Origin of the sequence: Kitasatospora sp. NBC_00374 (assembly GCF_041434935.1) — a bacterium.
GTDB lineage: Bacteria > Actinomycetota > Actinomycetes > Streptomycetales > Streptomycetaceae > Kitasatospora.
This window is the reverse complement of record NZ_CP107964.1, coordinates 3,490,692-3,507,767: the sequence shown is the minus strand read 5'-3', so window position 1 is coordinate 3,507,767 and position 17,076 is coordinate 3,490,692. Positions and strand designations below refer to the sequence as shown.

Below are 17,076 nucleotides of genomic sequence, written 5' to 3'. Positions count from 1 at the left end.
ATCCCCCGCGCCACTCGATGGTGGTGCCGGCCGCAGGCCGAGGACGGGTGCCAGCACCATGTCGGTGCACCGGTCACGGCCGCGAGGCTTGGGGGGCAACGGGTGGAACCAGAACAACGAGGAGACTCCAGTGACGACGGCAGCGAAGGCCGTGCACGGCAATCGGCTTCCCGGCGGGCAGGTGGCCACGGCGGCCAGTGCACGCCAGGTGACCAAGGCGTACGGCGCCGGGGAGACCCGGGTGACGGCGCTCGACGCTGTCGACGTGGACATCGAGCAGGGCCGGTTCACCGCGATCATGGGGCCGTCCGGCTCGGGCAAGTCGACCCTGATGCACTGCCTGGCCGGCCTCGACACCGTGTCCGAGGGCCGGATCTGGATCGGTGAGACGGAGATCACCGGACTGAAGGACAAGCAGCTCACCAGACTCCGCCGGGACAAGATCGGCTTCATCTTCCAGGCCTTCAACCTGCTCCCCACGCTCAACGCGCTGGAGAACATCACGCTGCCGATGGACATCGCCGGCCGCAAGCCCGACGCCGCCTGGCTGGACCAGGTGATCGACACCGTCGGCCTGGCCGGCCGGCTGAAGCACCGTCCGACCCAGCTCTCCGGCGGACAGCAGCAGCGCGTCGCGGTGGCCCGGGCCCTGGCCGCCCGCCCGGAGATCATCTTCGGTGACGAGCCGACCGGAAACCTTGACTCGCGCTCCGGCGCCGAGGTGCTCACCTTCCTGCGCCGCTCGGTCGACGAGCTGGGCCAGACCATCGTCATGGTCACCCACGACCCGGTCGCCGCCGGCTACGCGGACCGGGTGCTCTTCCTCGCCGACGGCGCGCTGGTCGACGAGATGCACGCCCCGACCGCGGACTCCGTCCTTGAACGCATGCGCCGTTTCGACGGCAAGCGCACGAGCTGATTCGAAGGTCGGACTACTCCCATGCTGCTCAAGACCTCACTCCGGAGTTTCTTCGCCCACAAGGGGCGCATGATCCTCTCGCTGATCGCCGTGGTGCTGTCGGTCGCGTTCGTCTCCGGCACCCTGGTGTTCGCCAACACCGCCACCAGCACCTTCGACAAGCTGTTCGCCTCCACCGCCTCGGACCTCTCGGTCCAGCGGCCGACGGACGAGGACGCCGGCGGCCCGCCGAGCGGGGCCAAGGCCCGGACCGTCCCGGTGGCCACGGTGTCGCAGCTGGCCGGCCTGCCCGGCGTGAAGAGCGCCCTCGGCCAGGTCCTCACCCAGACGTCCGCCCTGATCGACCCGGTCGCCAACAAGGAGATCGGGCCCACCCAGGGCGCGCCCACCATCACCGCCAACTGGACCGACTCGCCGCGCAACTCCGTCGACATCACCTCCGGCCACGTCCCCCAGGGCGCGGGCGACCTGGTGCTGGACGCGGACACCGCCAAGAAGGCACACCTCGGGCTGGGCAGCCCGATCCGGATCATCAACGACACCGGCAGCCACGACTTCACGATCACCGGCATCGCCACCTTCCGGACCACCAACCCCGGCGCGGCGCTCGCCTTCCTGGACACCGCCACCGCCCAGAGCACCCTGCTCGGCCAGAGCGCCTACACCTCGGTCGAGCTGTTCGGCGACGGCAGCCGCACCGACGAGCAGCTCAAGTCGGCCGCGCTGGCCGCGCTCGGCAACGACTTCCAGGCCAAGACCGCCGCCGAGCAGAAGGCCGACGGCGCCAAGGGCGTCGGCTCCTTCCTCGACTTCATGAAGTACGTGATGCTCGGCTTCGCCGGTATATCGCTGCTGGTCGGCGGCTTCCTGATCATCAACACCTTCTCCATGCTGGTCGCCCAGCGCACCCGGGAGATCGGCCTGCTGCGCGCCCTCGGCGGCAGCCGCAAGCAGGTCAACCGCTCGGTCCTGATCGAGGCGCTGATCCTCGGCCTGCTCGGCTCCACCCTCGGCCTGGCCGCCGGCCTCGGCCTCGCGGTGCTGCTCATCCAGCTGATGAAGCTGGCCGGGATGAACCTGGACGCCTCCTCGCTGGAGATCACCTGGAGTGTGCCGGTCGCCTCGTACCTGGTCGGCATCCTGATCACCGTGCTGGCGGCCTGGATCCCGGCCCGCCGGGCCAGCCGGATCTCGCCGATGGCCGCGCTGCGCGACCACGGCACCCCGGCGGAGGCCTCGGCCAACCGGATCCGCAGCATCGTCGGCCTGGTCCTCACCGGTCTCGGCGTGGTCGGCCTGGTCGTCGCGGGCCTGGCGGACAAGGCCGCCGACGGCGGGCTGCCGCTGGCCGCCGGGGTCGTGCTCACGCTGGTGGGCTTCGTGGTGCTCGGTCCGCTGCTGTCGACCGGTGTGGTCCGGGTGCTCGGCGCCGCACTGCCGGCCCTGTTCGGCCCGGCCGGCAAGCTGGCCCAGCGCAACGCGATGCGCAACCCGCGCCGCACCGGCGCGACCGCGGCGGCGCTGATGATCGGCCTGGCCGTGGTCACCGGTGCCTCGGTGGTCACCAACTCGATGGTGACCTCGGTCAACGCCCAGATCGACAGGTCGGTCGGCGCGGACTACATCGTCACGGCGCACGGCATCCTCACCCCCGCGATGGCCGACGCGGCCCGCGGCACCTCGGGGCTGAAGGCCCTGGTCGAGGAGCGGGCGCTGCCGGTCACCTTCACCACCCCGGACGGCAAGCACACCGAGACGCAACTGCTCGCCGTCACACCGAACTTCGCCGAGGCCTTCCGGATGCCGGTCGCCTCCGGCCAGGCGGAGAACGTCTTCACCGGCGGGGTCTCGGTCGACGAGAACTTCGCCAAGGACCACAACCTCAAGGCCGGCGACCCGGTGACGGTGGACTACGGCCAGGGCCGTACCCAGAGCCTGCCGGTCGCGGCGGTCACCCAGCTCGGCAACTCCTTCTTCGACAAGCAGTTCTACACCTCCGTCGACACCGTCACCAAGGTGGTGCCCGCCGCCGAACTGCCGTCCGACCAGGTCATGTTCGGCACCGCCGCGGCGGGCGCCGACAAGGCGCAGACCCTCGCCGCCCTGCAGAAGTCCCTGGAGGCCTACCCGCAGGTCAAGGTGCAGGACCAGGCCGGGCTCAAGGATCTGGTGCAGAGCCAGGTCAACCAGCTGCTCTACATGGTGTACGGCCTGCTGGGTCTGGCCATCGCGGTCGCCGTGCTCGGCGTGATCAACACCCTCGCCCTGTCGGTGGTCGAGCGGACCAGGGAGATCGGCCTGCTGCGGGCCATCGGCCTGTCCCGCCGCCAGCTGCGCCGGATGATCCGGCTGGAGTCCGTGGTGATCGCGGTCTTCGGCGCCCTGCTCGGCTGTGGTCTCGGCCTCGGCTGGGGCGTCACCGCCCGCAAGGTGCTGGCGGACCAGGGCCTGGACGTGCTGACCGTTCCGACCGGGACGATCGTCTTCATCCTGGTGGCCTCGGCGGTGATCGGTCTGCTCGCGGCGCTCGTCCCGGCCTTCCGGGCCGGCCGGATGAACGTCCTGGCGGCCATCGCCACCGACTGACCTCCCGCACCACCGAGGGGCCGGGCGCCGAGCCCGGCCCCTCGGCCGTGCCCCGGACGGCACTCAGGGGCAGCTGATCTGCGAGCCGGTCTCGGCGGCCACCGCGGGCTCGGCCGGGGCCGACGACGCAGGGGTGGCCGGCGGCGCCGAGGGCGGCGGGCCGGTCACCGGTACCCCGGCGACCCCGTGGTAGTCGCCGCCGACCACCACCTGGACGGTCGCCCCCAGGTCCGCCACCGGGACGAGTTCGGAGCCCGGCAGCGTCGCCGCCACCGTCCTCGCCGACTCCTCCCAGTGCGGGTCGTAGCGCACCGTCGTCCTGGCCGCGGCTTCGGGCGCGTTCGACGGCGCGCCGGTGGTCACGAAGCCCGCCGCGCGCAGGTCGGTGTCGACCCGGGCGCCGAGGCCCTGGACCCCGGTCCCGTTGAGCACCTGGACGCGGATCAGCTCGGGCGGCACGGTGCCCGCGGGGACGGGGGCGGCGGCGGGTGCACGGCTCGGCTTGGCGGTCAGCGGCCGTCCGTGCCGTACCGCGTCGAACAGCACCTTGGCGGCGGGACGGTCCCAGAGCACGGTCGAGCCCCACCCGGCGACCTGGTGGTCGACCGCGGCCAGCGGCACCGTGGTGAAGTCCGCGTCGGCGGCGGACAGGTCCTTGAGCCGGCCGACCAGCCGGATCAGGTCGTCGCTGCCCAGGTCCTCGTCGGCCTTGACCGACCGCAGGACGGTGTCGGTGACCCGGGCCAGCCTGGCCGGGTCGAGCAGGGTGTCGCCGGTGGTGGCCTGCCGCAGCAGCTGGGCGAGGAACTTCTGCTGGCGGTGCATCCGGCCCAGGTCGGCGCTGCCGTCGACGTAGCGCGCCCGGACGTACTTCAGGGCGCCGGCCCCGTCCAGCCGGCTGTTGCCGGCGGGCAGGTCCAGGCCCGAGTACTCGTCCTTGAGCGGCTTGGCGCTGCACACCTCCACCCCGCCGACCGCGTCCACGGTGGTGACGAAGGTGAGGAAGTCGACCTGGAGGTAGTGGTCGATCCGCAGACCGGTGTTCTGCTCCACGGTCTGCACGGTGAGGGCCGCGCCGCCCATCCCGAAGGCCGCGTTGATCTTCCCCTTGCCGGCCGGCACCTGCTTGCGGGTGGCCAGGTCCTGATGGGCGGGGATGTCCACGTACGAGTCGCGCGGAATGCTGATCACGGTGGCCGAGCCGCCGTTCCCGGCGAGCTGGACGAGCATCATGGTGTCGGTGCAGTGGCAGGACTCGCCGCCCGCGTGCAGCACGTCCTTCAGGGTGGCCGCGGGGATGCCGTCGCGCTCGTCGGTCCCCACCACCAGGAAGGTGGTGGCCCCGTCCTGCGCGGGGCGCTCGTGGTCGCCGCTGAAGGCGTCCACCCTCCCGATCGACGCGCTGACGCCGTGCAGTATCGCCCAGCCCCCGCCGGAGGCCGTCAGGACCGCCAGCGAGACGGCGCCCGCGGCCCACTGGCCCCACCGGCGGCGGGGCGGGCGGCTTCGGCGCACAGGCGAAGAAGGCATCCTCAGGATGGTAGGGGCGGCCCGACGCGCAGCGGCCCAGGGCGCGCCGCGCGTCAGGGCGAAGCCGGATCGTTCCGGCGGGGCGATCCGTGCCAACCCCCATCTGACAAGGGCGGCCCCGCGCCGGTACGGTGGGGCGCGATGAACACCAAGGCTGCTGAGGAGCTGCCGGCGGTCTCCGTGATCATGCCGGTGCTCAACGAGGAACGTCACCTCCGTACCGCCGTCCGCCGGATCCTGGAACAGGACTACGCGGGTGAGCTGGAGGTGGTGATCGCGCTCGGTCCGTCCACCGACCGGACCGACGAGATCGCCGCCGAGCTGGTCGCCGCCGACCCCCGGGTGCGCACCGTGCCGAACCCCACCGGCCGTACACCGGCCGGGCTGAACGCCGCGATCCGCGGCTCCAGCCATCCGGTGGTGGTGCGGGTGGACGGCCACGGGCTGCTCACCCCGGGCTACATCGGCACCGCCGTCCGGCTGCTCGACGAGATGGACGCGGCCAACGTCGGCGGCGTCATGCACGCCGAGGGCGAGACCGAGTGGGAGAAGGCGGTCGCCGCCGCCATGACCTCGAAGATCGGTGTCGGCAACGCGGCCTTCCACACTGGCGGCCTGGCCGGCCCGGCGGAGACCGTCTACCTGGGCGTCTTCCGCCGCGAGGTGCTGGAGAAGGCCGGCGGCTACAACGAGGAGTTCATCCGCGCCCAGGACTGGGAGCTGAACTACCGGATCCGCCAGGACGGCGGCCTGATCTGGTTCAGCCCGCAGCTGCGGGTCACCTACCGGCCGCGCCCGAGCGTGCGGGCGCTGGCCAAGCAGTACAAGGACTACGGCCGCTGGCGCCGGGTGGTGACCCGCTACCACCGCGGTTCGGTCAACCTGCGCTACCTCGCCCCGCCGGCCGCGCTGGCCGCGGTGGTCGCGGGCCTGGCGCTCGGCGCGGCCGTGCACCCCGCCTTCCTGGCCGTTCCGCTCGGCTACCTGAGCGCCATCCTCGGCGGCTCGGCGCTGCAGGCCCGCGGGATGTCCGCCAAGGCCCGGATGCAGCTGCCGGTGGCGCTCGTCACCATGCACATGAGCTGGGGCTTCGGCTTCCTCACCTCGCCGCGTTCGCTGGCCCGCCGGGTGATCGGGAGCACCGCCCCGGCTCCGATGACGCCGGCGGCGGACAACAGCTGAGCCCCGCCCGGCCGACTCACGGATAACGCCCCGGGCCCGGTGCCCGGGGCGCTATCGTCCCCGCCATGGGGATTGCTGAGGGGGCGTCGGCCCGGACGGACGTCCGGATCGAGTCGAGTGCGGACGTGGACGAGCGGGCGGTGATCGGCCCGGGAAGTACGGTCTGGCACCTGGCGCAGGTGCGCGAGGACGCCGAGATCGGGGCCGACTGCATCATCGGCCGGGGTGCCTACGTCGGCCCCGGCGTGCGGATCGGCGACCGGGTCAAGCTGCAGAACCACGCCCTGGTGTACGAGCCCGCGGTGGTCGAGGACGGGGTGTTCATCGGCCCGGCGGCGGTGCTCACCAACGACCTCTACCCGCGCTCGGTGGACGTGGACGGCAAGCTCAAGCGCGGCGACGACTGGCACGCCCGCGGGGTGACGCTCCGCAGCGGCTGCTCGATCGGCGGCCGGGCGGTGCTGGTCGCGGGGGTGACGGTGGGCCGCTGGGCCCTGGTCGCGGCCGGCGCGGTGGTGCACCGGGACGTCCCCGACTTCGCCCTGGTCGCCGGCGTGCCCGCGCGGCGGATCAAGTGGGTCGGCCGGGCCGGCGAACCGCTGGAGGACGCCGGCGGCGGGCGGTGGCGCTGCCCGCGCACCGGCGAGGAGTACGTGGAGAGCGACGGGCTGCTCGCGCAGGCGTCCTGACCGGCGGTCAGTGCGTCCCCGTCCAGCCCTGGACGCACTTGGCCTCGTCACCCTGGTGGACCGTGACGTCGGAGGGCACCGCGCTGGGCACCGGCGCCGCCGGGGTACCGCCGCTGCCGCTGCCGCTGCCGCCCGGCCGGTAGTCCGCGCCGAGCGTGACCACCACGGCCCGGCCGGTGCCGCCCGCCGTCACGGCCTCCGCCGGCAGGCCGAGCGCCGCGGCGACGGCGAGCGCGCCCGCCTTCTGGTCGGCCCGGGGGTAGCGGACGCTGCTCGTCCGCACGTTCTTGCCGGCGCCGGTGCCGGGCGAGGAGTGGTAGCCCAGCGCGCCGAGCCTGCTGCTGGTACCGGCGGCCAGCCCGCTCTGCGGGGTGCCGTTGAGTACCGTCACCGTGACCGAGGCCGGATCCACCGCCGGGGCGGCCGGAACCTCGGGGGACGGCGTGGGGGAGGGCGGGGCGGCGGCCGGGTCCGGGCCGCCGGTGTGGTCCTCGGTGCCGTTCAGCGTCCGGTCGGCGAGGATCAGCTTGAACAGATCGTCGGCGCCGGGCTGGACGAACCTGGCCTTCTGCTGGAGTTCCCGGTCCGGGTCGTCCGGGGTGAAGGCCATCGGCGGCTGGACGAAGCTGACCTCGGCCGGCTTGATGTTGCGCAGGCTGTTGGCCAGGCCGACCAGTTTGGTGGTGCCGGCTATCGGGTCGTCCACGGTGATCGCCCTGGTGGCGGCGTCGATCATCGGGAAGGCCTTGGTCGGGTCCAGCAGGGTGCCCTGGTCGGTGACCTTCTTCAGCAGGGCGGAGAGGAAGGCCCGCTGCATGGCGAACCGGCCCAGCGAGGAGCCGTCCTGGACGGCGTGGCGGGTCCGCACGAACTGCAGGCCCTGCTCGCCGCTGAGCTTGTTGGGGCCGGCCGGCAGGTCGAGCTCCGAGTCCCTGTCCTTGATCGGCTGGCAGAGGTTCACCTCCACGCCGCCGACGGCGTCGGTGATGTCCTTGACGCCCTGGAAGTTGACCAGCAGATAGTGGTCGATCTTCAGCTTGGTGATGGACTGGACGGTGTCCTGGACGCAGCCCGGTCCGCCGCGGCCGAGCGCCTCGTTCAGCGGTCGGTGGGTCTTCGCCGAGTAGGCGGTGCCGTCCGGGGCCTTGCACACGGGCAGGTCGATCAGGGTGTCCCGGGGCAGGTCGAGGGCGACGGCGGCGCGCTTGTCCGGGTAGACGTGCAGCACGATGTTCACGTCGTTGTGGCCGGCGCCGGTGTTCTCCCGGTCGCCGTACCCGCCGCCGAGGCCCTTGCGGCTGTCGGTCCCGATGATCAGGATGTTCATCGCGACCCGGCCCTCGGCGTCGGCCTGGCCGGCCGGCGGCGGCGGGTTGCCCGCACCGAGCGGCGCGTGCTGGATGTTCGAGTCCAGGTGTCTGAGGTAGAGGTAGCCGGCGCCGCAGCTCACCACCACGAAGGCCCCGGTGCTCAGCGCCACCGGTCTGAGCCACCGGCGGAACCCGGTCCGCCGGGCCCGTTTCCGGCGTCGGCCGCCGCTCCCGGCCGCCCGGCGGGCGGCGGCGCGGCCGCCGGGCGTCGTGACCTCGTCCATGCCTGGTCCCCCGTCGTCCGAGCGAGCCCCGGGCGGGGCCCCACTCGTATACACGCGCGAGAGGTGGGGAAGGTGTGCACTCCGGCCGGATTTATTTAGCGCAGACGTTCGTGTCGTCCGCCTGGACCCGCTGAAGATCCTTGGGGGCCTCGGTCGGAACGGCGGCCGCGGCGCCCGCCGTGCCGCCCGTGTAGTCCTGGCCGAGCACCACCACCAGGGCGTCCTTGGCCCCGAGCTTGGCGCTCTGCTGGACGGCGCTCGCCGGCAGACCGAGGGCGGCGGCCAGTGCGGCGGCCTGGTCGGCCTTGCCCGCGGGGAACGAGACCGTGCTGGCGGCCGTCGCCTCGGCGTTGCCGCCGGTCGCGGCCCGGGTGAAGCCCTTGCCCTGGAGGAGGGTCACGGCCTTCGCCGCCTGCTGCGCCTGGCCGGTGCCGTTGCGCACGCTGGCCCGGACCGCGGCCGCGTCGACGGGCGGCCCGCTCGGTGCGGCGGGCGCGGCCGGGGCGGCCGCCTCGCTCGGGGCGGCGGCGGCATCGGCCGCCTGCTGCACCTCGGTCAGCGAGCGGTCGTTGGCGATCATCGAGAACAGCTGGCCGGCCTCGGGCTGCTTGAGGATCAGCCGGCCCTGGTCCTTGGGATCGTCCAGCACCGGCACGGTGGTGAAGGTGATGTTCTTGGTGTCGACCTTGCTCAGCTCCAGCGCCAGGTCCTTCAGCTTGTCCACACTGCCGATGCCGGAGTCGACGGTGAGTGCCTTGGTGGCCGCGTCGGCCAGGCTCCACAGCTTGGTCGGGCTGGTCAGGGTGTCGCTGCTCTTGATCTTCCGGATCATCGAGCTGATGAACTGCTGCTGCAGCGGGATCCGGGTCAGGTCACCGCCGAAGCCCACGGCGTGTCGGGTGCGGACGAACGCGAGGGCGTCCTCGCCCTGCACCACGTGCTTGCCCTTGGTCATCGTCAGGTGCGAGTCGGGGTCGTTGATGTCCTTGGCGGCGCAGACCTCCACCCCGCCGACGGCGGTGGACAGGCTCTTCACCGCGTCGAAGTTGACCATCATGAAGTGGTCGATCCGGATCTTCGCGGTCTGCTCGACCGTCATCCAGGTGCAGCCCGGGTCCCGGCCGTCCTGCCCGAGGCTGGTGTTGAACATCGCCCGGGCGCTGCCCGGGATCTTCTTGGTGCCGGACTTGCACTCCGGGATCGGCAGCATCAGGTCGCGCGGGATGCTCATCACCGTCGCGTTGCTGCGGTCCTTGGCGACATGGAACAGCAGGGTGGTGTCCGCGTGCCCGGCGCTGCCCTCGTCCCCGTAGTCACGGCCCAGGCCCACCCGGCTGTCGGTACCGATGACCAGGATGTTCAGGGCGTCCCCGACGGCCGGCGGCCGCTCGGCCTCGCTGCCCACCTGCACCTCGACGGAGCTGATGTTCCCGTTGAAGTGCTGGTAGGCGTAGTACGCGCCGCCGCAGCCGGCCACCAGGACGAGTGCGGCCACACCGGCGGTCCACTTGAGGGCGCGTCGGCCGCGCGGTTTGGAGCGGCTGCTCCTGCGCCGGGCGGCCCGGCCTCCGCCCTCGGGGCCGGAGCCGGGCGGCGGCCCGGGGACCGGGCGGGTGCGCCGCTCGGCGGTCCGGGCCCTGGCGGCGGCCCGCCCAGGTCCGGCCTGGGCCGGGACGCCGGCCAGCGCAGGGCCGTCCAGGTTCAGGCGGAACTCGCCGGTCTGCGGGTCGAGCACCCACTGATCGGCCGGGTCGACCTCCTGGGGGAACGGGTCCGCGAGGTGGTTCGGATGCCGGTGTCCGCTGTTCACCCCGGACACCCTAGACGAGCAGGAACGCTGGTTTGGTCACGGTGTGACAGCTGCCACACGCCCGTTCCGTGGCGAACCGGGCCAAATCACCTGAGCCTTCTTCACATAACGTTCCCAAGCGCGCGGCGGCTCAGCCCGCCGCGCAGTCGTCCGGCTGGCCGGCGGTCCGGCCCACCAGCGGTGGGGTCGTCCCGGGGGGCCCGGTGGCGGAGGGGGAGGCCGGGGCGGTGCCCGGATCGTCGTCGGCGGTGGGTGCCGGGGTCGGGCGGGGGGTCGGGCCGGAGCCGGACCCGGAGCTGGCGCTCGCGTCCGGTGCGGGGCGTGCGCCGGGGTCGCCGCTCTGCTCGGCGCCCGGGTCGGCGCCCGGGTCGGCGCTCGGCCGGACCGTCACCGCGCGGTCCTCCCGCAGCGCCGCGAACAGCTGGTCGGTCTGCGGCTGGACGAACTCGTCCCGGTTGGCGTTGTAGCGGTACGGCCGCCGCGGAGTGGTGAGGAAGACGATGTCCACGGGGGCCATCGAGCGCAGCCGCTGCGCCAGGTCGTACAGCGCGCCGAGGCGGCTCAGCCCGGGGTCGGCCGTGATCGAGGAGGTCGCCGCGTCCAGCAGCGGCCAGAGCCTGGTCGGGTTGAGCAGGACGCCCTGCGACTGCACCTTGCGGATCAGTGCCGCCAGGAACTGCTGCTGACGGCCCATCCGGTCGGTGTCGCTGCCGTTGCCCAGGCTCTCGCGGACCCGTACCCAGCCCAGCGCCTGCTCCCCGTGCAGCAGCTGCCGCCCGGCGGGCAGGTCCAGATGGGCGTCGCGGTCGTGGACCTCCGCCGGTACGCACACCTCGACTCCGCCGACCGCGTCCACCATCCGCTTGAACCCGGTGAAGTCGACGATCATGTGGTGGTCGATACGGATCCCGCTGAGCCGTTCGACGGTCCGGATGGTGCAGGCCGGGCCGCCGGTGTCGAAGGCCGCGTTGAACTGTGCGAGGCCGCCCCGGGAGCGGGTGCCGTCCGGCAGCTCGCACGGCGGCACGGTCACCATCACGTCCCGCGGGACGGAGACGGCGGTGGCCCGCCGCCCGTCCGCCGCGAGGTGCAGCAGGATCACGGTGTCCGACCGCTGCCCGGCCGTGGACCCGTACGCGCCGTTGGCGCCGCTGCGGTCGTCGCTGCCGATGAGCAGGATGTTCTCGGCGGGTCCCGAGACCCGGGTCGGACGGTCCGACTCCGGCCCGAGCAGGGTGGCCGTGGCGGTATCGGTCTCGATGTTGCCGTTCAGCTTGCGGTACGCGAGCCAGGCCAGCGTGCCGCCGACGAGCAGCAGCAGGGACAGCAGTCCGGCGACCAGGGCCAGCCAGTGACCCCGCAGGAACCGGCGGCGCCCCTCTCCCTCGGGGGTCGGGGGGCGCTCGCCGTCCTCCTGCTCCACTGCCATCGCCGGGATTCGTACCCCGGTGAGGCGGTCCGGATCAGCTCAGCCGCAGAGTCACCCGTTCGGATTCGATCCGCTTCTCCCACTGGTCGGACGTCAGCCGGTCCGAGTTGCGGCACAGCACCACCGAGGCGCCGACCGCCAGCGGTGCCAGCAGGCCCGCCTCCAGGCCGGTCCAGTCGTCGTACGAGAGGGTGCTGAGCACCCGGTCGCCGGGGCCGAGGCCCAGCCGGGCGGCGCCGGCCCGGGCCAGCTCGACGGTCTGCTCGCCGGACAGCTTGAGCGGCAGCCCCTCGGTGCTGGTCTCCAGGGCCGGGGCCTGCGGGTCGACCGGGGAGTAGGGCGCGAAGCGGTCGCCCTGGCCCGGCACCTCGGCGGCGTAGTCGAGGAAGCCGTCCGGGCGCTGCGGGAAGCGGCCGCCGAGCGGGCGCAGCGCGAGGGCCACCCGTTCGCCGGTACAGGCCTCGGCGGCTGCCAGGCCGTCAGGGCCGCTGACCACCAGGTCGGCGTCGGCGGGCTCGCCGCCGGGGATCACGGCGACCCCGACGGACCAGCAGGCCAGCAGCCAGACGGCGGTCTGCCAGTGGGCGGGCAGCAGGAGCGCGGCCCGGTCCTCGGGGCCCGCGTTCAGTTCGTCCTGGAGCAGGTTCGCGGTCTTGGCCACCCAGTTGTCGAAGGTTCTCGCGGACAGCTCGACGCGTTCACCGGTCGAGTCGTCGTAGAAGGTGACCAGGGGGCGGGAGGAGTCGGCATCGGTGGCCCCGGGGCGCAGATAGGCGTTCAGCAGCTCGGCGGGGGTACGGGCGTCGGCAGCGAAAGGCGCAGTCATGGTGCGGTCCAGCCTACGGCCTCGGAGTGGTCCGCCGGGAGGGTGATCACCGGCGTTGCTCGACATGGCGGGATGACTGATTTGCCCTCAATATCCGATTCATGAGGTTTACTCAGTTCGCCGCGCTCGCTGCCGGCTCCTCCGTCCTGTTGCTCCTTCCTTCCGTGGCCGCCGGTGCGGACGCGATCCCGGGGGAGAGCCGGGCGGCGCCGGGCGGGGTGACGGCCCTTCCCCTGACCGAGAGTCGACGCAGCGGCGGCCCCGCGGACGGCGCCGATCGCACCCTCGACTCGCAGTCCACCAAGTCCTTCGCCCTGCTCGGCGTCAGCTGGGACGATCCGACCGCCCAGCTGGACGGCACCGTCCAGGTCCGCACCCGAAGCGCCGCCACCGGGCGGTGGAGCGGTTGGCACGACCTCGACGTCGAGGCCGACGACCGCCCCGACGAGCCGACCGGCCGCGGTTCGACCGCACCCCTGTGGGTCGGCGCCAGCAACGGCGTCTCCGTGCGGGTGCACAGCGCCGGCCGTCCGCTGCCGGCCGGCCTGCGGGCCGAGCTGGTCGACCCGGGCAGTGGCCCCGCCGTGACCGCGGGCAGCGAATCGTCCGCCGCCGCCTCCGAGCGCGTTCTCCCCTCGGTCGACCACCCCGGGCCGCGGCCCGGCATCGTCACCCGTTCGGGCTGGGGTGCGGACGAGTCCGTCCGTGAGCCCGGCTTCGTCTACACCGACCCCGTGAAAGCCGTCTTCGTCCATCACACCGACACCGCGAACAACTACTCCTGCTCCGACAGCGCGGCGATCATCCGCTCCATCTACCTCTACCACGTGCAGTCCAACGGCTGGCGGGACATCGGCTACAACTTCCTGGTCGACCGCTGCGGCACCATCTTCGAGGGCCGGGCCGGCGGGGTGATCGAGCCGGTGCTCGGTGCCCACACGCTGGGCTTCAACACGGCCAGCTCCGGGGTCGCCGCGATCGGCAGCTTCGGTACCGCCAGCGCCCCGCAGGCCCAGCAGGACGGCATCGTCAAGATCGCCGCCTGGAAGCTCGGCCTGACCGACCAGGACGCCGCCGGCTCGACCACCCTGGTCTCCGCCTCCGACGGCAGCAGGTACAAGAAGGGCACGTCGGTCAGCTTCAAGACGATCTCCGGTCACCGGGACGCCTTCGCCACCGAGTGCCCGGGCGGCACCCTGTACAGCCGCCTCGGCGACATCCGCACCAGGGCCGCCAAACTCCAGGGCCGCTGAGCCGGACCGGGCCGCAGGCGTATCGTTCCGGTGGCCCGACTCCGGGCGGCGGAAGAGGTGACGGGCGATGCCGGGCACGGTGCGGCGATGGCGGCCGGGCTTCCCGCTCGACCTGCCCAGGATCCTGTTCCCGCTGCGGCGGGGGCCCGCCGACCCCGCCTACCGGACCACCGGTGACGGCGCGGTCTGGCGGGCCTCCCGCACGCCCGCCGGGCCAGGTACCGTTCGGATCGCGCCGTCCGGCGGCGAGGTGGAGGCGCAGGCCTGGGGCCCCGGCGCCGACTGGCTGCTGGCGCAGCTGCCCGCACTGCTGGGCGCGGCCGACGACCCGTCGGGGCTGGTGCTGCCGCCGGGGCCGCTGCGGGAGGCCCAGCGCACCCATCCGGGGCTGCGGATCGGCCGGACCGGGCTGGTGATGGAGTCGCTGATCCCGGCGGTGCTGGAGCAGAAGGTCACCACCGACGAGGCGTACCGCGCCTGGCGCACCCTGCTGCGCGACTTCGGCACCCCGGCGCCGGGCCCGCTGGAGGGGATGCGGGTCGCGCCGTCCGCCCGCGAGTGGGCGCTGATCCCGAGCTGGGAGTGGCACCGGGCGGGGGTGGACCCGAAGCGTTCCGCCACCGTGGTCCGCGCGGCCCGGTTGGCGGCCCGGCTGGAGGAGGCCTCCGGCTTCGCGGCGGAGGCGGCCTTCGCCCGGTTGACCGCCGTCCCCGGCATCGGGGTCTGGACGGCGGCCGAGACCCTGCAGCGCAGCAACGGTGATCCGGACGCGGTCTCGGTCGGCGACTTCCACCTGCCCAACCTGGTCGGCTGGGCGCTGGCCGGCCGCCCCCGCAGTGACGACGACCGGATGCTCGCCCTGCTGGAGCCCTACCGCCCGCACCGCTACCGGGTCTGCCGGCTGATCATGCTCACCGGCGCCCGGGCCCCCCGCTACGGCCCCCGCCTCACCCCGAACGACCACCGGAGCCGGTGACGGTCCACCGGCGGCTCGGACCGCGGGGGATCAGCGGACCGTGACGAACTCCTCGGCGCCGCGCGGCTGCCGGTGCCGGGGGGCCTCGGCCGGGCGGCCGACGGCGACGGCGCCCATCGGGTCCCAGCCGGCGGGCAGGTCGAGTACCTCGCGCACGGTGTCGCGGCAGAACATGGTGGACGAGACCCAGGCCGAGCCGTACCCCTCGCCGGCCAGGGTGACCAGCAGGTTCTGCACGGCCGCGCCGATCGCCACGGTGAACATCTCCCGCTCGGCGGCGGCCCGGCGCGGGTCCGGGTAGGCGTGCGAGCCGTCCATCACCAGGCAGGGCACCACCAGGTAGGGGGCGTCGCGCAGGACGTTGCCGCGGGCGGTGCGGCGGGCGACCTTCTCCTCGTCCCAGCCGTCGAGCTCGCGCAGGTCGCGCTGCCAGGCGGCGAGCATGGCGTCCAGCAGCGCGGTGCGGACCCCGGCGCTCTCCAGCAGCACGAAGCGCCAGGGCGTGGTGTGGTGCGGCGCGGGCGCGGTGACGGCGGCGGCGACCGCGCGGCGGACGGCGTCCGGGTCGACCGGTTCGGCGGTGAAGGAGCGGATGGTCCGGCGCAGGGTCACGGCCTCGCGGACGGCTTCGGAGGTGCCGAGCCGGAACATGTCCTCGGCGGGGGAGCGGACCATCGCCCGGGCGCCCTCGCCGTCCTCGACGGTGACCAGGTCGGCCAGACCGCGCACCACGGCGACCGGGGTGCCGGTGGCCTTGCCCTTCACCAGGTCGGCGGCGGCGGCGAGTTCGTCGGCGGTGGCGGTGACGGTCATCGCCAGCAGGTTGCCGTGGCTGTCGGTGCGGCCGCGGTGGTCCTCCAGGACGGGCAGGCCGGCCGCGCCGATGGCGACGTCGGTGAGGCCGTTGCGCCAGGGGCGGCCGAAGGTGTCGGTGATCACCACGGCGAGCCGGCGGCCGGTCAGTTGCTGGAGCCGGGTGCGCAGGGCGCGGGCGGAGGCGTCCGGGTCCTCGGGCAGCAGCAGCACCGTGCCCGGGGCGGTGTTGGAGGCGTCGACGCCGGCCGCGGCCATCACCAGCCCGTTGCGGTTCTCGACGATCCGGGTGGGACCGCGCCGGGCGACCACCCGGACGGTCTCGGCGTCGATCGCGGCCTCCCGGTCGTCGGCCCGCAGGATGCGGCCCTCGGCCTTGCTGACGATCTTCGAGGTGACCAGCAGGATGTCGCCGTCCTCGAACTCCCCGGCCTTGGCGATCAGCTCGGCGAGGTCGGCGCCGGTGCCGATCTCGGGCAGCCCGTGGACCGGGTGCAGGACGATCACGCCCGGACCTCCTCGGCCAGCGCCAGCGCGGCCCGGGCCATCTCGGCGGTCGCCGCGACGTCGGTCATCAGCAGCGGGACGGCCCGGCAGGGGATGCCCGCCTCCTCGACCCCGGTGACCGCGGCACGGTCGGCGGTGTCCACCAGCCAGCCGTCCAGCAGGCCCGGGCCGTAGTGCCGGGCGACCGCCTCGGCGGTGGACTCCACGCCGACCGCCGCGAGCACCTTGTCGGCCATGCCCCGCACGGGCGCGCCGCCGATGATCGGGGAGAGCCCGACCACCGGCGCGGCCGCCGCGGCGACGGCCTGCCGGATGCCGGGCACGGCCAGGATGGTGCCGATGCTGACCACCGGGTTGGACGGCGGGAGGAGGATGACGTCCGCCGCGGCGATCGCCTCCAGCACTCCGGGGGCCGGCTTCGCGGTGTCCGCGCCGACCGGCACGATCGCCTCGGCGGCCACGGCGGCGTGCAGCCGGACCCAGTACTCCTGGAAGTGCACGGCCCGGCTGCCGGCCTCGTCGGTGATCCGGACGTGGGTCTCGACCCGGTCGTCGCTCATCGGGATCAGCCGCACGCCCGGCTGCCAGCGGTCGCACAGAGCCTCGGTGACGGCGCTCAGCGGGTAGCCGGCGGCCAGCATCTGGGTGCGGACGATGTGGGTGGCGAAGTCCCGGTCGCCGAGGCCGAACCAGTCGGGGCCGACGCCGTAGGCCTTCAGCTCCTCCTTGACGGACCAGGTCTCGTCGGCCCGTCCCCAGCCCTGTTCCTCGTGGATGCCGCCGCCGAGGGTGTACATCACGGTGTCCAGGTCCGGGCAGACCTTCAGCCCGAACAGATGGATGTCGTCACCGGTGTTGCCGATGACCGTGATCTCGTCCCCCGGGGCGACGGCCTCCTTCAGCCCGCGCAGGAAGCGCGCCCCACCAATTCCGCCTGCCAGTGCCACGATGCGCATGCGCTC

General features: G+C 73.5%; 13 protein-coding genes. 6 read left to right on the top strand and 7 right to left on the bottom strand.

The window, feature by feature from the left end:
- Positions 1-130: 130 nt before the first annotated feature.
- Both OG871_RS15605 and OG871_RS15600 read left to right on the top strand, forming a co-directional pair.
- Positions 131-919 (top strand): ABC transporter ATP-binding protein, encoded by a 789-nt coding sequence (locus OG871_RS15605; protein WP_371497380.1) that lies wholly within the window; start codon positions 131-133, stop codon positions 917-919.
- Between the two features lie 69 nt (positions 920-988).
- Entirely contained in the window at positions 989-3,505 is a 2,517-nt protein-coding gene (locus tag OG871_RS15600; RefSeq protein ID WP_371497378.1) for an ABC transporter permease, read from the top strand.
- Positions 3,506-3,568: 63 nt separating this feature from the next.
- On the opposite strand, the gene OG871_RS15595 is transcribed toward OG871_RS15600, so the two are convergent.
- Positions 3,569-5,035: an LCP family protein gene (locus OG871_RS15595; protein ID WP_371497377.1), complete on the bottom strand. Its 1,467-nt coding sequence runs from the start codon at positions 5,033-5,035 to the stop codon at positions 3,569-3,571.
- Between the two features lie 141 nt (positions 5,036-5,176).
- Between OG871_RS15595 and OG871_RS15590 the strand changes: the two genes are divergently transcribed.
- Together OG871_RS15590 and OG871_RS15585 are read left to right on the top strand one after the other, a co-directional pair.
- Positions 5,177-6,217, top strand: a complete 1,041-nt coding sequence (locus OG871_RS15590) for a glycosyltransferase family 2 protein (RefSeq protein WP_371497376.1) — start codon at positions 5,177-5,179, stop codon at positions 6,215-6,217.
- 65 nt (positions 6,218-6,282) lie between these two features.
- Positions 6,283-6,906, top strand: a complete 624-nt coding sequence (locus tag OG871_RS15585; protein WP_371497374.1) for a DapH/DapD/GlmU-related protein — start codon at positions 6,283-6,285, stop codon at positions 6,904-6,906.
- Positions 6,907-6,913: 7 nt separating this feature from the next.
- On the opposite strand, the gene OG871_RS15580 is transcribed toward OG871_RS15585, so the two are convergent.
- From OG871_RS15580 to OG871_RS15565, 4 genes are all read right to left on the bottom strand, one after another.
- Complete coding sequence (locus tag OG871_RS15580) at positions 6,914-8,500, bottom strand: LCP family protein (protein ID WP_371497373.1); 1,587 nt, start codon at positions 8,498-8,500, stop codon at positions 6,914-6,916.
- A 91-nt stretch (positions 8,501-8,591) separates the two neighbouring features.
- Positions 8,592-10,310, bottom strand: a complete 1,719-nt coding sequence (locus OG871_RS15575) for an LCP family protein (protein ID WP_371497372.1) — start codon at positions 10,308-10,310, stop codon at positions 8,592-8,594.
- 130 nt (positions 10,311-10,440) lie between these two features.
- Entirely contained in the window at positions 10,441-11,739 is a 1,299-nt protein-coding gene (locus OG871_RS15570) for an LCP family protein (RefSeq protein ID WP_371497371.1), read from the bottom strand.
- Between the two features lie 34 nt (positions 11,740-11,773).
- Positions 11,774-12,565 (bottom strand): TIGR03089 family protein, encoded by a 792-nt coding sequence (locus tag OG871_RS15565; protein ID WP_371497370.1) that lies wholly within the window; start codon positions 12,563-12,565, stop codon positions 11,774-11,776.
- A gap of 101 nt (positions 12,566-12,666) precedes the next feature.
- Here OG871_RS15565 and OG871_RS15560 point away from each other — a divergent pair, with 101 nt between their 5' ends.
- Together OG871_RS15560 and OG871_RS15555 are read left to right on the top strand one after the other, a co-directional pair.
- Positions 12,667-13,818 (top strand): peptidoglycan recognition protein, encoded by a 1,152-nt coding sequence (locus OG871_RS15560; protein ID WP_371497369.1) that lies wholly within the window; start codon positions 12,667-12,669, stop codon positions 13,816-13,818.
- A gap of 67 nt (positions 13,819-13,885) precedes the next feature.
- Positions 13,886-14,794 carry a DNA-3-methyladenine glycosylase gene (locus OG871_RS15555; protein WP_371497368.1) on the top strand — a complete coding sequence of 303 codons (909 nt, stop codon included), beginning with the start codon at positions 13,886-13,888 and terminating at the stop codon, positions 14,792-14,794.
- Positions 14,795-14,824: 30 nt separating this feature from the next.
- On the opposite strand, the gene OG871_RS15550 is transcribed toward OG871_RS15555, so the two are convergent.
- Both OG871_RS15550 and cofD read right to left on the bottom strand, forming a co-directional pair.
- A complete protein-coding gene (locus tag OG871_RS15550) occupies positions 14,825-16,114 on the bottom strand; it encodes a coenzyme F420-0:L-glutamate ligase (protein WP_371497367.1) in 1,290 nt (429 codons plus the stop codon).
- Positions 16,111-17,070, bottom strand: a complete 960-nt coding sequence (cofD, locus tag OG871_RS15545; protein WP_371497366.1) for a 2-phospho-L-lactate transferase — start codon at positions 17,068-17,070, stop codon at positions 16,111-16,113. Before cofD ends, OG871_RS15550 begins: the two co-directional genes overlap by 4 nt.
- Positions 17,071-17,076: the final 6 nt, after the last annotated feature.